The following is a 15,441-nucleotide window of genomic DNA, read 5'->3' on the forward strand; positions in this document are numbered from 1 at the left end:
CCCGGGCCGTCCGCCGTTGTGGAAAAAGCTGTGGTGCCCGGCAGCTGGGGAAAGCCCGTTCACCGGCCGGTCAGCTGGAGTTGGCCGCACCGCCGCGGCAGCGGGATAGAACGACCGCCATGACCGAACTGATCCCCACCCGGCGCTGCGTGCTCAGAGCCGGACTGGCCGTCCCGGCGCTGGCCGCCGGTTCCGGGCTGCTGCTTCCCGGGGCCGCCACCGCGGCCCCGCTCGTGCGCCGGGACCGGCCGGTGCTCACCCACGGCGTCGCGTCCGGTGACGTCACGACCGGCTCCGGCGTCGTGTGGTCGCGGGCCGACCGTCCGGCCCGGCTCGTGGTCGACATCGCCCGCGATCCGTCGTTCCGGTCCGCCCGCCGGGTTCCCGGCCCGGTGGTCACGCCGGACACCGGCGGCACCGGCAAGGTACGGGTGGCCGGACTGCGGCCGGGCACCGAGTACCACTACCGCGTGACCGCGGTGGACCTCGACGGCCGCGCGTCGAGCGAGGCGGTGGCCGGCCGGTTCGCCACCGCGCCGCTGGGCCGTACCAGTACGCGGATCCTCTGGAGCGGCGACGTCGTGGGCCAGAACTACGGCATCAACCCCGGTCTCGGCGGCATGACGATCTTCTCCGCGATGGCCGACCGCCGCCCGGACGTGTTCCTGCACAGCGGCGACACGGTGTACGCCGACGGCCCGCTGACCGACACCGTGACGCTGCCCGGCGGAGGCGGTACCTGGCACAACATCGTCACGCCGGAGAAGTCGAAGGTCGCCGAAACCCTCGACGAGTACCGCGGCCAGCACGCCTACAACCGCCTCGACCGGAACTTCCTGCGCTTCGCGGCCGAAGTTCCCGCGTATGTCCAGTGGGACGACCACGAGGTGACCAACAACTGGTATCCCGGCGAAATCCTCGACGACCGTCCGGAGTACACCGAGAAGCGGGTCGACGTGCTCGCCCCGCGGGCGTACCAGGCCTTCCACGAGTGGCATCCGATCGACCGGCGTCAGGCCGTGGACGGGCGGGTGTACCGCAGTTTCCGCTACGGCAGCCGGGTCGAGGTGTTCGTGCTCGACATGCGCACCTACCGTGACGCGAACACCGCGGACCCGACGCAGCCGGGCCACATCCTCGGCGACAGGCAGGCCCGGTGGCTCGCCGACGCGGTGTCCCGCAGCACCGCGACCTGGAAGATCGTGCAGGCGGACATGCCGATCGGTCTCGTGGTCCCGGACGGCACGGCGATCGAGGCAGTGGCCAACGGCCTGCCGGGCGCGCCGGGTGGCCGTGAGACGGAGCTGGCCTGGGTGTTGCGGCGGATCGCGCGCGACCGGGTGCGCAACGTCGTGTGGCTGACCGCGGACGTGCACTACAGCGCCGCCCACCACTACTCGCCCGACCGCGCGGCGTTCCAGGACTTCGACCCGTTCTGGGAGTTCGTGTCCGGTCCGCTCAACGCCGGCGCGTTCGGCCCGAGCGCACTCGATCCGACCTTCGGCCCGGAGGTGGTGTTCGCCCACGCTCCGGAAACGCAGAACTCCTCGCCCGCACAGGGATTCCAGCATTTCGGCGAGCTGAACGTGGACGGCCCGAGCGGGGCGCTGACGGTCGACCTGCGCGACGCCACCGGAGCCTCCCTGTGGTCGAGGACCCTGCACCCGCAGCGCCGCTGACCGCACCGGATAGGCTCCGCGGCGAATAACACGGATCCACGCAAGGAGAAACACCGTCGTGACTGAACGCACGCTGGTCCTCGTCAAGCCCGATGGCGTCGCGCGCGGCCTCGTCGGCGAGGTCGTCTCGCGCATCGAGCGCAAGGGCCTGAAGCTGGCCGCGCTGGAACTGCGCACGGTCGAGCGCTCGCTCGCCGAAGAGCACTACGCCGAGCACAAGGAGCGGCCGTTCTTCGGTGACCTGCTGGAGTTCATCACCTCCGGCGCGGTGGTCGCGCTCGCCGTGGAGGGCCCGCGCGCGATCGCGGCGTTCCGCCAGCTGGCCGGCGGCACCGACCCGGTCGAGAAGGCCACGCCGGGCACCCTGCGCGGCGACTACGGCCTGGAAACGCAGTACAACCTGGTGCACGGTTCGGACTCGCCGGAGTCGGCCGAGCGCGAGCTGAAGCTCTGGTTCCCGGACCTGTGATCCGGTGCGGGTGCCGGTGACCGCGCGTCCCCGGCACCCGCGGCTCAGGCCGCCGCGCCGCCGTCCACCCGCAGCACGGTGCCGGTCACGAACGAAGCCCGGTCGCTGAGCAGCCAGGCTGCCGCCTCGGCGATTTCCGCGGGGTCCGCGCCGCGGCGCAACGGCGTGCCGGCCACCAGCTGGCCGGTGAGGCCCGGCGTGTGATCCTCCCAGTCGCGGATCATCTCGGTGGCGGTGTTCCCGGGCGCGATCGCGTTGACCCGGATGCCTTCCGGGCCGTAGCTGACCGCGGCTGATTCGGTCAGGCTGTTGAGCGCCCGCTTCATCGCACCGTAAGCCGGCAGCTGCGGATTGGCCCGGGTGCTCCCGACACTCGAGTTGTTCACGATCGCGCCGGTTCCGGCGGTCGCCCGGATCGCGGTGATCTCGGCGGCCATCGCCAGCCACGGACCCCGCAGGTTCACCTCGTAGAGACGGTCGAAATCGGCCTGTGGCAGCTGGTCCACCGGGAGCGGCGGGGTGAACGTCCCGGCGTTGTTGAACGCCACGTCCAGCCGTCCGTAGCGCTGCACGGTCGCGTCCACCGCGGCTCGCACGCTCGCCGGATCGGCCAGATCGCAGACCACGTACTCCGCGGTGCCGCCGGCCGCGCGGACCTCTTCGGTAACGGCTTTCAGCTGGGCTTCGGTGCGCGCCGCGAGCAGCACCCTGGCGCCTTCCCGGGCGAACAGCCGGGCCGCGGCGGCGCCGATGCCGCGTCCGGCGCCGGTGATGAAGGCGGTCTTGCCGGTGAGCAGGCCGCTGGTGGTGTTTTCCATGCCTTCGAGACTTCGCGGCCGGGCCGGCCACAGCCAGGCACCGGGAGTACCTGGCTGAGTGCGGCGGACGCGGTTCACACTGGCTGGGTGGATCGACGAGAACTTGCGGGATTCCTGCGCGGCAGGCGGGAACGGATCAGCCCGGCCGATGTGGGGCTGCCGGCCGGCACCCGGCGCCGGACGCCGGGCCTGCGTCGCGAGGAGGTTGCGCGGCTGGCCTACATCTCGACCGAGTACTACACGCGGCTGGAGCAGGCCCGCGGTCCGCGGCCGTCGCAGGAGGTGCTGGCCGGGCTGACCCGCGCGCTGCGCCTGACCGACGTCGAGCGCGATCACCTGCACCGGCTCGCCGATGCCCCGCTCGTCCCGTCCACGGGTCCTGCCCGTGAGGTCCGGCAGAGCATCCTCGACCTGCTGCGCCGGCTCCCGCAGGCGGCGGCGATCGTGCTGTCCGCGGCGCACGAGGTGATCGCCTGGAACGACCTCGCCGTCGCCTTGATGGAGGATTTCTCCGCGCTGCCCCGCCGCGAGCGCAACTTCGTGCGCCGCGCGTTCCTCGGACCGCACCTGTACGGGTTGTCCGACGTGCAGCAGTTCGCGCACTCCTCGGCGTTACGGCTGCGGGCCGCCGCGGCCCGCTATCCCGGCGACGCCGACCTGGCCGAGCTGATCGCGGACCTGCGCGCCGGCAGCGCGGAGTTCGCCCGGCTGTGGGAACAACACGACGTCCGCGCGGAACCGGTGCTGCGCAAGACTTTCCGGCATCCGGTGGTCGGCCCGGTCACGGTGGACTGCGACGTCCTGGAGATCTCCGACCGTGACCAGCAGGTGGTGCTCTACACCGTCGCTCCCGGTTCGGCGTCGGAGGAGGCGTTCCGGCTGCTGTCGGTCATCGGCACGCAGCGGATGACGCCGGAGGACGATGCCCCCTCCCGGGCCACGCGCTAGCCTACGAGGCGTGCCGATGTTTCCGCTGCCCGCGACCGAGTACCTGCCGCATCTGCGTGCGCTGACCAAGGACTTCGCCGAAGAGGTGCGTGCCGGCCGGCTCGAAGCCGTGGTCCCGTCCTGCGGGGAGTGGACCCGGGCCGAGCTGGTGGCGCACCTGGGCAACGTGTACCGGTGGGCGGCGAAGATCGTGCGGACCGGCGACCGCGAACGGACCCCGGTCCCGGTGAGCGGGGATCCGGCGCGGTGGTACGAGGAATGCGCGGCGGAGCTGCTCGAAGCGCTCGCCGGCGCCGATCCGGACGAGCCGTGCTGGCATTTCGCCGGTTCGGCGAAGACGAAAGCGTTCTGGTTCCGCCGTCAGGTCTGCGAAACCGCGGTGCACCTGATCGACGCGCACGCTGCCCGTGACGCCGTCGTGCGGCTCGATCCGCTGGTCGCCGCGGACGGTGTCGACGAGGTGCTCGGCAGTTTCCTGCCCCGGGCCGCCCGCTTCGGTCCCGCCCCGTCGCTGCCGGTGCCGATCACCTTGCGCGCCAGCGACTTCGACCAGTCGTGGACGCTCGTGCCGGGGGAGCCGCCCGCGCTCGGCGACGCGCATGCCGCGGCGACGGTCGAGGCGCCGGCCCAGGACCTGCTCATGGTGCTGTGGAACCGCAGCCGGCTCGACGAGGCCGGCCTGCGGATCACCGGCGACGCGGAGGTCGCCCGCGCTTTCCTCGCGGCGAAGCTCACGCCCTGACCCAGCGGGACCACTCGGAAGCGGGAGAGTCCCTGCGCCATTCAGGCGGCGTTCACCGGCGCGCCTTCCGCCGGTCGTGCCGGTGCACTTACCTGGCACGAAGCTGCTTCCTCGAACCTGGGGTCCCTTGTGAAGAAGTCACGTTTCGTGCTGCTCAGTGCCGCGCTCGCGGTGTCCGTCGCGACACCGGCGTACGCCGATCCGCTTGCCGCGCCGCTCGGCACACCGCCTGTCGAGGGCGCGCCCGCGGCATCCTCGGCCAGGGAAACGCCGGTTTCCGCCGCTGCTCCGGCGACCGACGACGGCCTGGAGACCAGCAGTTCCTCCACCGAGCTCGCACCAGGTCTGGACCTCACCCAGTTCGACCGCTTCGATCCGAAGGGCTGGATCCGCGGTGACACGCTGAGCGTCGACCTCACCAGCAAGGTGCTGAAGCCGACGTATCTCAGTCCGGGCACGGTGTCCGCGCGGACGCCGCTGTCGCAGCAGATCGCGCGAACGGGCGCGGTCGCAGGCGTGAACGGCGACTTCTTCGACATCAGCGCCACCGGCGCGCCGATCGGCGTCGGCATCGACAAGGGCCAGTTGCAGACCGCTCCCGCCACCGGGCACAACGTCACCGCGGCGATCACGAGCGAGGGTCGCGCGAAGCTCGCGGACATCTTCCTCGAAGCGTCTGTGACCATGCCGGACGGCCGTGTGGTCCCGGCCACCAACTTCAACAGCCCGGTGCTTGAGAAGGACGCGTTGGGCGTCTATACGCCACTGTGGGGTTCCTCGGCCCGCGAGACCTCGGTTGCCGGCGCACAGCGCGTCGTCGAGGTCGAGATCCACGACGGTGTGGTGACGCAGGTGCGGCCGCGTCCCGTGGAGGGACCGATCCCGGCCGGCGCCATCCTGCTGCTCGGCCGAGATGCCGGAGCCGACGCGCTGTCGACGTTGCACGTCGGTGACCGCGTAGGTGTCGCGTACGCGCCGCGTACGCACGCAGGAAAGGTCGCTGTCGCGGTGGGCGGCAACGAGGCATTGCTGAAGGACGGGCAGCTGCAGGCAGTTGACGACACCACGCTCGCTCCGCGTACGGCGGTCGGCTTTTCCGCCGATGGCAAGCGGATGTGGCTCGTCACTGTGGACGGGCGGCAGGCCGACAGCCGGGGCATGACCGAGCTGGAGCTGGCTCGGCAGTTGAAGCGTCTCGGCGCGGACGACGCGATCAACCTCGACGGTGGCGGTTCTTCCACGCTTCTCGCCCGCGGGGAGGGCGAAGCGGCACCGAGTGTGCGAAACGCTCCTTCCGATGGCGAGGAACGGCTGGTGCCCAACGGGATCGGCGTGTCGACCGTCGCAGGAAGCGGGCGGCTGACCGGCTTCGCCCCCGCACCCGCGCAGCCGGGCGAAAACTCCGATCGCGTCCTGTCCGGACTGACCCGAGTACTCGTGCCCAACGGTCACGACGAGACCGGGGCCGCGGTCGCCGCCACCCCGAGGTGGCGCACGTCGAACCCGATCCGTGGCACCGTCACGAAGAACGTCTTCACCGCGCACGAGGACCGCTGGCGGCCGGACGCGCGGACGGACGTGGACGTGACTGCGCGGCAAGGCCTGGCGAACGGGCGTACGAAGCTGACTGTGCTCGGTACTCCCGTCCGGCTCGGCTCGAGCGCGAAGCAGGTGGCGTTGTCCGGTGCCGGCGCGAGCGGAACGTTCCAGGTCTACGGCTACGACGCCGACGGCTACGGCACCTGGATCGAACCATCGGACGTGAAGCTGGAGTACGACCCCGCGGTGGTGAAGGTGGTGCCCTCGGGGAACGGCTTCGCCGTCACCGCGGTGGCTTCTTCCGGCTCCACCGCGGTCACCGTGCACGCTGCCGGTCTCACCGAGCACCTCGCCGCCTCTGTCGGCAGCGTGCCGCAGGTGGCGGCTCCGCTCGACGGTCAGGACGGCTGGTCGGCCTCCGTGTACCCCGCTGCGGTCGGCGCCGCGCTTTCCCCGGCCGAGGGCCACGACGGTGGCGACGGCCTGGCGCTCGACTACCGGCTCACCGGGACGACCGCGACGCGTGCGGCCTACGTGAACGCAGCGAATCCGATCGAGGTGCCCGTGGGCACGCAGAAGGTCGGCCTGTGGGTGAACGGAGACGGGAAAGGCGCCTGGCTACGTGCGGAACTGCGCGACGCGTCCGACGTCGCGTCCATTGTGGACCTCTCGCTGAGTGTCGACTGGACCGGCTGGCGGTACGTCACCGCCGCGCTTCCCGCGGGCCTGGCGGACGGACAGCGGCTGTCTCGCTTCTACGCCGTGGAGAACGTGCCGGATCAGCAGTACTCGGGCCGGCTCGCGTTCGACGACCTCACCTTCGAGGTCGCGCCCACCACCCCGCTGCCGGCGGACCCGGCCTACCACGATCCCGCGCTGGTCACCGACGGCACGCTCGGCCGCGGCGGGCTGCGTATCGCGGTGGTCAGCGACGCCCAGTTCACTGCCGATGCGCCGGACGGGCCGCTCGTGGCGCAGGCGTGGCGGGCCTTCCGAGAGGCAGTGGCCGCGGAACCGGACCTCGTGCTGATCAACGGCGACCTGGTGGACCGCGGTACGGCGGCGGACTTCGCCTTGGCACGCAAGGTGATCGGTGCGGAGCTGGACGGCCGTGTGCCGTGGTACTACGTGCCCGGCAACCACGAGGCCGAGGGCGGCGACGGCCTCGCGCGCTTCCAGGAAGTTTTCGGCGCGCCGCATCGAGTCGTCGACGTGCACGGTGTCCGGCTCGTGCTGCTCGACTCCTCGCGGGGTTCTTTGCGCGCCGGTGGTTTCGACCAGGTGCGCATGCTGCGCGACGCGCTCGACAGCGCCGCGGCGGACCGTTCGGTGCGCGGTGTGGTGGTCGCGATGCACCATCCGGTCAGCGACCCGAGCCCGACCGGCAACTCCCGGCTGGCCGACCGGAAGGAAGCCGCGCTGCTGCCGGACTGGCTCACCGATTTCGAGGAGAAGTCCGGAAAACCGGCCGTGTCGATCGCCTCGCACGCGGGCGTGTTCGCCCTGTCCCGCATCGACGGGGTGCCCTACCTCGTGAACGGCAACTCGGGGAAGACCCCGGCCGCGGCGCCCGGCGACGGCGGGTTCGTGGGCTGGACGCTGGTCCGAGTCGATCCCGCCGACCACTCCGGTCCGGTCCGGTTCGAAACCCGGCCGAACGTGGACGCCCTGACCCTGACCGGTCCGGGCGCCCTGGCCCCCGGCACGACCGGACGGGTCACCGCGACGGTGGACCAGGGTGGCCGCACCGTTCCGGTGACCTACCCGGTGAGCGCGGCCTGGACCGGCCGTGGTGTGCACACCGGCACCTGGCCCCCTGCCCTGCGAGACGTCGTGTCCCTCGATCCGGCGACCGGATCGGTACACGCGCTGCACCCCGGAACGGCCTGGATCTCGGTGACAGTAAACGGAATCTCGCGCACGGTGGCGGTCACGGTGCGCTGACCGGAGCACAAATCGCTCGAAACTGTCGGACCCCCGTCCTAGAGTCCTCGGCGTGGGAGAGGTGGAGGAACCGGCCCTGGTGCAAGCCAAGGCGCTGGTCAAGCGATTCGGTGAGTTCGAGGCGGTCCGCGGCATCGACGTCGAGGTGCGGCCGGGGGAGGCCTTCGGCTTCCTCGGGCCCAACGGCGCCGGGAAGTCGTCGACCATGCGGATGATCGCCTGCGTGTCGCCGCGCAGCGACGGGGAGCTGCGCGTGCTCGGGATGGACCCGGGCGTCGACGGTCCGCGCATCCGCGCGCGGCTGGGCGTCGTGCCGCAGGAGGACAACCTCGACGCCGAGCTGACCGTGCGGCAGAACCTGCAGGTCTACGGCCGCTACTTCGGGCTGTCCCGGGCACACGTGCGGCGCCGGGCCGGTGAGCTGCTGGAGTTCGCGCAGCTCACCGACCGCGCGGAGAAGACGGTCGAATCGCTGTCCGGCGGCATGAAACGCCGGCTGACCATCGCCCGCTCGCTGGTCAACGACCCGGAGCTGCTGCTGCTCGACGAACCCACCACCGGCCTCGACCCGCAGGCGCGGCACCTGCTGTGGGACCGGCTGTTCCGGCTCAAGGCGGCCGGCACCACGCTGATCGTCACCACGCACTACATGGACGAGGCCGAGCAGCTCTGCGACCGGCTGGTGGTGATGGACGGCGGCCGGATCGCCGCCGAGGGCTCGCCGGCCGAGCTGATCGCGCGGCATTCCACCCGGGAGGTCGTGGAGCTGCGGTTCGGGCCGGGGGAGCAGGAGCGGGCCGCGGAGCGGATGGCGGGCCTGGCCGACCGCGTCGAGGTGCTGCCGGACCGGGTGCTGCTCTACACCATGACCGGCGAAGCCACCCTGGAGCGGGCACACGAGCGTGGCGTGCGCCCGGTGTCCAGCCTGGTGCGCCGCAGTTCGCTGGAGGACGTGTTCCTCCGGCTCACCGGCCGGACGCTGGTGGACTGATGGCGACCGCTTCCACCGGCCGCGTCGTCGGCCCGCTGCACGGCGCGTGGCTGCGCGTCGAGGGCCACTGGGCCTGGTACCGCCGCTACTGGCTGAGCACGCTCTACTCCACCGGGCTGCAACCGGTGCTGTTCCTCGCCGCGATGGGCCTCGGCTTCGGCTCGCAGGTCCGGGCCGGACCGGCCACCGGCGGCGTGTCGTACCTGGCCTATGTGGCCCCGGCGCTGCTCGTGGCCGGATCCACCCAGCTGGCGGTCGGCGAGTCCAGCTATCCCGTGCTGTCGGGGTTCAAATGGCAGAAGGACTACCTCGCGGTCACGGCCACACCGGTGTCGCCAGGGCAGGTACTCGGCGGGCACCTCATCTGGAGCACCATCCGGCTCACCCTGGCCGGCCTGGTCTACGCGCTCGTCGCGCTCCTGTTCGGCGCGTGGCAGAACGCGGGGGCGCTCGTGGTCGTGCTCGTCGGCACGCTGACCGGGCTCGCCTGCGGGGCGCTGTTCACCGCGCTGGCCGCGCGCACGTTCGACGAGGGCCAGCGGTTCGGGCTGCTGTTCCGGTTCGTGCTCATCCCGATGACGTTGTTCTCCGGCACGTTCTTCCCGATCACGCAGATTCCGGCGGTTCTGCGGTGGCTGGCCTGGCTCTCGCCGCTGTGGCACGGCACCGAGCTGGCCCGGGGAGCCACGCTCGGCGGGAGGGGCGGTCTCGCCGTGCTCGGGCATCTCGCGTACCTCGCCGCGCTCGTGCTGATCGGCTGGGGCCTCGCGCATCGCGCCTTCTACCGAAGGTTGGTGACGTGATGACGACGGCGAGGCCCGGGTTGGTGTTGCGCATCGCGCCGGTCGGCATGTACCACGGCCGGGCGGGCGCGCTGATCGAACGGGCGCTGATCGTGTACGGGCGTTCCTGGGTCGTTCTGGTGTCCGGTGCGCTCGAACCGCTGCTGTACCTGCTCGCGTTCCAGATCGGCTTCGGCAAGCTGGTCTCCACCGTCGCCGGTCCGGACGGCCGGCCGATGAGCTACGTGGCTTTCGTCGCCCCGGCGCTGCTGGCGTCCTCGGCGATGAACGGCGCGGTGTTCGAGACGTACAACATGTTCTTCAAGCTGCGCTACGCGAAGCACTACGAAGCGGTGCTCGCCACGCCGGTGGGGCCGATGGACGTGGCGCTCGGCGAGATCGGCTGGGCCATGCTGCGCGGCGGCCTCTACACGGTCGCGTTCATGGCCGTCACCGGTGCGATGGGGCTGCTCACGTCGTGGTGGGCGCTGTTGCTGCTGCCGGTTGCGCTGCTGGTGTCGTTCGCGTTCTCGGCCATCAGCATCGCGCTGGTGAGCTTCCTGAGGTCCACCTCGCAGCTCGACTACATCCAGCTCGTGCTCATGCCGATGTTCCTGTTCTCGACCACGTTCTTCCCGATCACCGTCTATCCCGCGGCCCTGCAGTGGGTGGTCCGCTGCTTCCCGCTGTACCACGGCATCGAGCTGATGCGCGGGCTCGCCGGCGGCTTCTTCTCCTGGAGCATGGCCGGCAACCTCGCCTACCTGCTGGCGCTCGCGGCATTCGGGGTGTGGGCGTCCACGAGGAGGATCGCGAAACTGCTGCTGACGTGACAATGACCACCGTGCGTCGTGTTCCGGGCGAGGCCGTTGTGGTGGGGTTCGGAGCGGTCGAAAGCCGCACGGTGGTGCCGGCCGGATGCGGCATTCTTCGCGGGTGCGGTGGCGTCAAGTCCGGTGAAGCGCACCTGGCCGCCGGGGGAAGCAGGTCGGGGCCGCCGCGTACCCGCCGGGGCGCGCGGCGGATACGACTCCGGCACTGGTCACCGTCGTCCGGCGCGGGCGCTCGTCACGCGCGCGGGAATGATATTTACCGCGGCAGGAGAGGACAATGCGGGGCGGTGAAGTTCGCCCGGATGCATGAGCGCGGCACGCCCGGGTGCCTGCCGCGGGGCACCGACTACACCGGGTGCGTCCCCGGGTGTGGGATACTTGCGTCGGCCGCTGCGCCGACGGGCATCCCGCTCGCGTCGTGAGCGGCCCGGAGGAGTGCCGGACCGGCACCACGCGCGTCGCCCCCGGGAGGCCGGGCCAAAGGTCGACGTCGTGGCGGCTGGCCCGGGGCCGGCACCCCGCCGAGAAGACCAGGACGTGCGTGGCCGCCGATCCGGCGGAGCGCACGGTTGCCAGCAGGATTCCCGCCGCTGGTCACCACCACGGCGGGCACGGAACGGAAAGGGCCCCTGTGCGGCCGCGTCGTGACCGGTGTGAACCGGCAGACGCGCCCGGGGGCGGAGGAGACATATGTCGAACGCGGACACACCCGCCGATCAGACCGGCGGGAATACCGCCGCACCCGCGAGCAGCCGGCTGGGCGAGCTCCCACCGCGCATCCGCGTGCACGCGCTGGCCAAGCTGCTCGGCCAGAGCAGCCGCGACCTGCTCGCCAAGCTCGCCGAACTGGGCGAAAGCCCCCGCAGCGCCGCCTCGAGCGTGACCCGCGAGGTCGCGCACCGGGTGGCCGAGGCCCTGGACCCGGCCGGCACCGACCCCACTGGGGCAACCCCGGCAGCGCCGGGAACCCCACCGGCCACGGACGAAGCCACCGCCCGCGCCGGCCAGCCCACCGAGTCCGGCACCGCCGGCTCCCCGGCGACCTCCGGCACCGAGGCCACCGGCACCGTGACTTCCGGAGCCGTGGCTGCCGGTCCCGGCAGTGTGGCCTCCGGCGTCCCGACCGCCGGCGTCCCGACCGCCGGCGTCCCGACCGCCGACGCCTCGAGCGCCGACGCCCCCGGCGCCGCGACCTCCGGTACCGGGAACGACCCGGCCGCGACCACCCAGTCCGGCAGCGCGGAATCCGCGACCGGGCCCGGCGCCGGGGACGTCCCGGCCGCGACCACCGCAGCGGACCCTCAGGCCGCGGCGGACACCTCCGACCAGTCCGCCTCGACCGCGGGCACCGGCCGGTCCGCGGGCCGGAAGTCCGGGTCCGGCAGGCGGACCGGCGGCAAGTCCGCGACCGGCCGTGCCGCGGCAGCGCGGGCCACCGATGCCGCTTCGGAGACCACCGCCGAGGTCGGTACCGCAGGCCAGGACACCGCCGAGTCCGCCTCGGCCGGTGACCGGGCCGGTACCGCCGCGGACCAGGGCACCCCGACCGCGGAACCCACGACGCCCGGTGACCCGGCCGCCGGTGAACCGGACGGCGCCGGCAGCTCGACCGCCGGGCAGGCGGGCGAAACCGCGGCCCCGGAGAAGTCCGGCCGCACCGGTTCGCGGCGCAGCCGCCGGGCCGTCGCGCCCGCCATCCCGGCCGAACAGCAGGAGACCGAGCAGGCCACCGCGGCGCGCGGGCCTGTGCACGTGCCGGTGTTCGCCGCGCCGTCGCCGGTCTTCCTGCCGCCCGAGGAGACGGCCGCGCAGCCGTCGCGGAACACGCCCGAAGCGGTGTTCGGCGTCGGCGACGAGCCCGTCAAGAGCGGCAAGCGGAGCAAGCGCGCCGAGAGCAGCGAAAGCGCCGAAGCCGAGGACACCGCGGGCGAAGACGGCGAGCGTTCGGACGAAGACGGCGACGACCCGAACAGCCGTCGCCGGCGTCGTCGTGGCCGCCGGGGCCGCGGCCGGGGCAAGGGTGGCGACGAGGGCTCGTTCGAGACCTCGGAGCAGTCCGAGAACGACGAAGCCGACCAGGGTGGCAAGCCCGGCGACAAGGCAGCCAAGCCGGACAAGGCCGAGAAGGAAGACAAGTCCGAGCAGTCCGCCGAGAGCGACTCCGGCGACGATGCCGACTCCGACGGCGGCACCAAGCGCCGTCGCCGTCGTCGCCGTCGCAAGGGCGGGGACGACGACGCGCCCGAGACCACCGGCGGCGACGACCCGCCGAACACCGTCACGCACGTCCGTCAGGCCAAGGCCGAGCCCGAACGGGCGGCACGCGACGAGGTGCGCAGCGTCCGCGGGTCCACCCGGCTCGAGGCCAAGCGCCAGCGCCGTCGCGACGGCCGCGAGGCCGGACGGCGCCGGGCCCCGATCCTGTCCGAGGCCGAGTTCCTCGCCCGGCGCGAATCGGTCGAGCGCACCATGGTGGTCGCCGAGAAGGGCGATTCGACGCAGATCGGCGTGCTCGAGGACGGCGTGCTGGTCGAGCACTTCGTCACCCAGTCCGGCACCGGCTCGATCGTCGGCAACGTGTACCTGGGCCGGGTCCAGAACGTGCTGCCCAGCATGGAAGCCGCGTTCATCGACATCGGCCGCGGCCGCAACGCGGTGCTCTACGCCGGCGAGGTCGACTGGGACGCGGCCGGCCTGGAGGGCAAGGCCCGCAAGATCGAGCAGGCGCTCTCCACCGGCGACAGCGTGCTGGTGCAGGTCACCAAGGACCCGGTCGGGCACAAGGGTGCCCGGCTGACCACGCAGATCTCGCTGCCCGGCCGGTTCCTGGTCTACGTCCCCGCCGGCGGGGCCACCGGGATCTCGCGCAAGCTGCCGGAGAACGAACGGCGCCGGCTCAAGGACATCCTCAAGCGGATCGTCCCGGAGGACGCGGGGGTGATCATCCGCACCGCGTCCGAGGGCATCAGCGAGCAGGAGCTGGACCGCGACGTGCGCAGGCTCAAGGCGCAGTGGGACATCATCAAGGACAAGGCCGCGGCCGGTTCCGGCAAGAAGGGCAGCGCCCCGGCGATGCTCTACGAAGAGCCGGACCTGCTGGTCAAGGTCGTGCGGGACCTGTTCACCGAGGACTTCGCGAAGCTGGAGGTCCAGGGCGGCAAGGCCTGGGACACCATCCACGGCTACGTCCAGCACGTCGCGCCGGACCTGATCGAGCGGCTCAAGCGCTACACCGGCACCGGCGACGCGTTCGCCGCCCACCGGATCGACGAGCAGATCACCAAGGCGCTCGACCGCAAGGTCTGGCTGCCCTCCGGCGGTTATCTGGTCATCGACCGCACCGAGGCGATGACCGTGATCGACGTGAACACCGGCAAGTTCACCGGCTCCGGCGGCAACCTCGAGGAGACGGTGACCCGCAACAACCTGGAGTCGGCGGAGGAGATCGTCCGCCAGCTGCGGCTGCGGGACATCGGCGGGATCATCGTGATCGACTTCATCGACATGGTGCTCGAGTCCAACCGCGAACTGGTGCTGCGCCGGCTCACCGAATGCCTTGGCCGTGACCGGACCCGGCACCAGGTCGCCGAGGTGACCTCGCTCGGCCTGGTGCAGATGACCCGCAAGAAGATCGGCACCGGCCTGCTGGAGGCGTTCTCCACGCCGTGCGAGCACTGCAAGGGCCGCGGTGTGGTCGTCTCGACCGAACAGCCGCAGCGCGGCAACGGCTCCGGCAGCCACAACGGCCACAACCACGGCTCCGACACCAAGGCCTCGCGCCGCTCCCGCGGCCGCGGCAAGGGCGGCGATGACCAGCACAGCGAGCACCAGGCCAAGGCCGAACCGGTGACGCCCGCGCCGACCCCGGAGCAGCGGGAGTCGGTGGTCACCGCGGTGCAGGCGATGGCCAACGCCTCGAAGGCCGCCTCCGCCAGGGGCGAGCACGAGCAGCCCGCCACGGACGAAGCTGCCGGTGAGCCGACCGCGACCGAGTCCGGCCGCAAGGAGGGCTCATCCTCCGGCGAGACGGGGAACCGCTCGAAGACCACCGAAGCCGGACCGCGCGGTGCGGTCGCCGGCACGTCCTCCGGCGAAACCGCGGGCCGCAGCGAGGCCGCAGAGTCGAAGGAGACCACTGTGGCCACCGGGACCACGGCGATCACGGGGACGACCGGGAACACGGCGACCGCTGAGCCCGCCGTGACCACGGCGACCGCTGAGGCCGAGCCGGGCCGCGAAGTCGCGGGCCAGCCGGTGACCACTCCGGCCGACGAGGCCGAGGTGCGCCCTCAGGAGTCGCCCGCCCGCCCCGCCGGGGAGGTCGCGGACGCGCCGGTGACCACTCCGGCCGACGAGGTCGTGGTGCCGCAGTCCGAACCGTCCGTCGAGCCGTCGTCGCCGGAGCCGGAGACCCCCGAGGACCCAGCGACCTCGAAGGCGTCGGCGGCCGCAGTGACTCCGGAGACCCCGGTCGCCGGGTCGTCGTCCGCCGGTCCGGACGCGGACGCGGAACCCGAGGTCGAGGTGCCCGCCCCGGCGGGGCGGAGCGGACGCAGGCGGTCTCGCCGGGCGGCTTCCCGGCCGGCCGGTCCGCCGGTGCACGCCACCGACCAGAGCTGAACGAGCACTGGGGGACCCCGGGTGCAACCAGACCCGGGGCCTCCCGTAACCTGGAGTTCGGCTCACCACCAGAGTG

General features: G+C 72.2%; 10 protein-coding genes. 9 read left to right on the top strand and 1 reads right to left on the bottom strand.

The features are described from left to right. Positions 1–119: 119 nt before the first annotated feature. Both BJY18_RS35770 and ndk read left to right on the top strand, forming a co-directional pair. Entirely contained in the window at positions 120–1,679 is a 1,560-nt protein-coding gene (locus BJY18_RS35770; RefSeq protein WP_184784231.1) for an alkaline phosphatase D family protein, read from the top strand. Positions 1,680–1,737: 58 nt separating this feature from the next. Continuing rightward, the gene (ndk, locus tag BJY18_RS35775) at positions 1,738–2,148 is read left to right on the top strand and encodes a nucleoside-diphosphate kinase (RefSeq protein ID WP_184784232.1); all 411 of its coding nucleotides are present in this window, start codon (positions 1,738–1,740) and stop codon (positions 2,146–2,148) included. A gap of 44 nt (positions 2,149–2,192) precedes the next feature. Here the strand turns inward: ndk and BJY18_RS35780 are convergent, their stop codons facing one another. Then, complete coding sequence (locus tag BJY18_RS35780; protein WP_184784233.1) at positions 2,193–2,966, bottom strand: SDR family NAD(P)-dependent oxidoreductase; 774 nt, start codon at positions 2,964–2,966, stop codon at positions 2,193–2,195. A gap of 87 nt (positions 2,967–3,053) precedes the next feature. Between BJY18_RS35780 and BJY18_RS35785 the strand changes: the two genes are divergently transcribed. The 7 genes from BJY18_RS35785 (at position 3,054) to BJY18_RS35820 (ending at position 15,365) form a co-directional block, all read left to right on the top strand. Continuing rightward, the gene (locus tag BJY18_RS35785) at positions 3,054–3,914 is read left to right on the top strand and encodes a helix-turn-helix transcriptional regulator (RefSeq protein ID WP_184784234.1); all 861 of its coding nucleotides are present in this window, start codon (positions 3,054–3,056) and stop codon (positions 3,912–3,914) included. Positions 3,915–3,930: 16 nt separating this feature from the next. After that, a complete protein-coding gene (locus BJY18_RS35790; RefSeq protein ID WP_184785054.1) occupies positions 3,931–4,656 on the top strand; it encodes a maleylpyruvate isomerase family mycothiol-dependent enzyme in 726 nt (241 codons plus the stop codon). 147 nt (positions 4,657–4,803) lie between these two features. After that, on the top strand, positions 4,804–8,139 hold the full coding sequence (locus tag BJY18_RS35795) for a phosphodiester glycosidase family protein (protein ID WP_184785055.1): 3,336 nt from the start codon (positions 4,804–4,806) through the stop codon (positions 8,137–8,139). A 52-nt stretch (positions 8,140–8,191) separates the two neighbouring features. Then, positions 8,192–9,130: an ABC transporter ATP-binding protein gene (locus BJY18_RS35800; protein ID WP_184784235.1), complete on the top strand. Its 939-nt coding sequence runs from the start codon at positions 8,192–8,194 to the stop codon at positions 9,128–9,130. Further along, positions 9,130–9,933 carry an ABC transporter permease gene (locus tag BJY18_RS35805; RefSeq protein WP_184784236.1) on the top strand — a complete coding sequence of 268 codons (804 nt, stop codon included), beginning with the start codon at positions 9,130–9,132 and terminating at the stop codon, positions 9,931–9,933. The genes BJY18_RS35800 and BJY18_RS35805 overlap by 1 nt, the downstream gene beginning before the upstream one ends. Beyond that, on the top strand, positions 9,933–10,745 hold the full coding sequence (locus BJY18_RS35810; RefSeq protein ID WP_184784237.1) for an ABC transporter permease: 813 nt from the start codon (positions 9,933–9,935) through the stop codon (positions 10,743–10,745). Before BJY18_RS35805 ends, BJY18_RS35810 begins: the two co-directional genes overlap by 1 nt. Positions 10,746–11,435: 690 nt before the next feature. Then, positions 11,436–15,365: a translation initiation factor IF-2 N-terminal domain-containing protein gene (locus tag BJY18_RS35820; protein WP_246459082.1), complete on the top strand. Its 3,930-nt coding sequence runs from the start codon at positions 11,436–11,438 to the stop codon at positions 15,363–15,365. Positions 15,366–15,441: the final 76 nt, after the last annotated feature.

Origin of the sequence: Amycolatopsis jiangsuensis (genome assembly GCF_014204865.1) — a bacterium.
Lineage (GTDB): Bacteria > Actinomycetota > Actinomycetes > Mycobacteriales > Pseudonocardiaceae > Amycolatopsis > Amycolatopsis jiangsuensis.

Excerpts from the sequence above, each read along its gene's own strand:
- BJY18_RS35770 (WP_184784231.1), top strand. The coding sequence starts at position 120 with ATGACCGAACTGATCCCCACCCGGCGCTGCGTGCTCAGAGCCGGACTG.
- BJY18_RS35780 (WP_184784233.1), bottom strand. The coding sequence starts at position 2,966 with ATGGAAAACACCACCAGCGGCCTGCTCACCGGCAAGACCGCCTTCATC.
- BJY18_RS35790 (WP_184785054.1), top strand. The coding sequence starts at position 3,931 with ATGTTTCCGCTGCCCGCGACCGAGTACCTGCCGCATCTGCGTGCGCTG.
- BJY18_RS35805 (WP_184784236.1), top strand. The coding sequence starts at position 9,130 with ATGGCGACCGCTTCCACCGGCCGCGTCGTCGGCCCGCTGCACGGCGCG.
- BJY18_RS35810 (WP_184784237.1), top strand. The coding sequence starts at position 9,933 with ATGACGACGGCGAGGCCCGGGTTGGTGTTGCGCATCGCGCCGGTCGGC.
- BJY18_RS35820 (WP_246459082.1), top strand. The coding sequence starts at position 11,436 with ATGTCGAACGCGGACACACCCGCCGATCAGACCGGCGGGAATACCGCC.